General features: G+C 57.1%; 1 protein-coding gene. It reads right to left on the minus strand.

Annotated features, from left to right (window positions below; genetic code table 11):
* Positions 1–93: 93 nt before the first annotated feature.
* Positions 94–960, minus strand: an 867-nt coding sequence (locus tag INT22_RS17575) for an SIS domain-containing protein (protein ID WP_226912866.1), incomplete at its 5' end; no start/stop codon positions are given.

Below are 960 nucleotides of genomic sequence, written 5' to 3' on the forward strand. Positions count from 1 at the left end.
TTAGGGGTACCCCAACCCCCGCCACGGGGGCCCGCAGCGTTAATGACTGATTTGAATCTGACATGGGAGGACTCCCAAGATTGTTGTTATACGTTACAGGGTGCAGGTAACTTTATTGAGGTGCCGTGGGCGATCTGGATCGCTTCCCCGGGCCTCTGCAAGACCAGCCACCATTTGATAAAAGCTCTGAATCACCGACAGTGGCTGCAGAGCCTCATGACCAGCATCTACCAAGGTCAAATTGCGCTGTACCACGCTCTTGTCGGCAGCAAGGACGACTCGGGCGCCAACACTCTTGAGCCAATCGGTTAACTCCAGCAAACCAGCCTGTTCGGGCCCTGGTGGCGCGAATACCAACACCGGATAATCAGGGCCAATCAGCGCCATCGGACCATGGCGAACTTCGGCACCGCTAAAGGATTCCGCTTGAATCGCACAGGTTTCTTTAAACTTGAGCGCCGCCTCCTGAGCGACTGCAAGACCCGCTCCACGACCAATCACCATCATCTTGTCGGCATTTAGTAATGCCTCGATGGCTGGGGACCAATCCATCGCCAGGGCCTGGGTCAGTCGTTCTGGAAGTTGTTCCAAAGCAGTGAGTAGCAGGCGGTCTTCCTGCCAGTGGCCGATAAGCTGCGCCATGGCAGAAAGCGTGGCCAAGTAGCTTTTGGTGGCAGCGACACTTTTTTCTTCTCCCGCGTAGAGCGGAATTTCACTATCGCTGGCCGCGCCCAGAGGCGACTGCGGCGTATTGACTAACGCTATCGTTCGAGCCCCAGCGGCAGCGAGCGACTGCTGCATCGCCACTAGGTCAGGGCTTTGTCCAGATTGGGAAACCGCCAAGGATAATTGCCCTGTTAGTCGCCAAGGCGCCTTAGCCAGGGTAGTCAGCGAGGGAGGCAGCGAGGCCACCGGAATGCCTTTACGCTGCATACATTGGTAGGCGAAGTAGCTGGCGGC

It is taken from the genome of Halomonas sp. 3D7M, from assembly GCF_014897885.1.
Classification (GTDB): Bacteria; Pseudomonadota; Gammaproteobacteria; order Pseudomonadales; family Halomonadaceae; genus Vreelandella.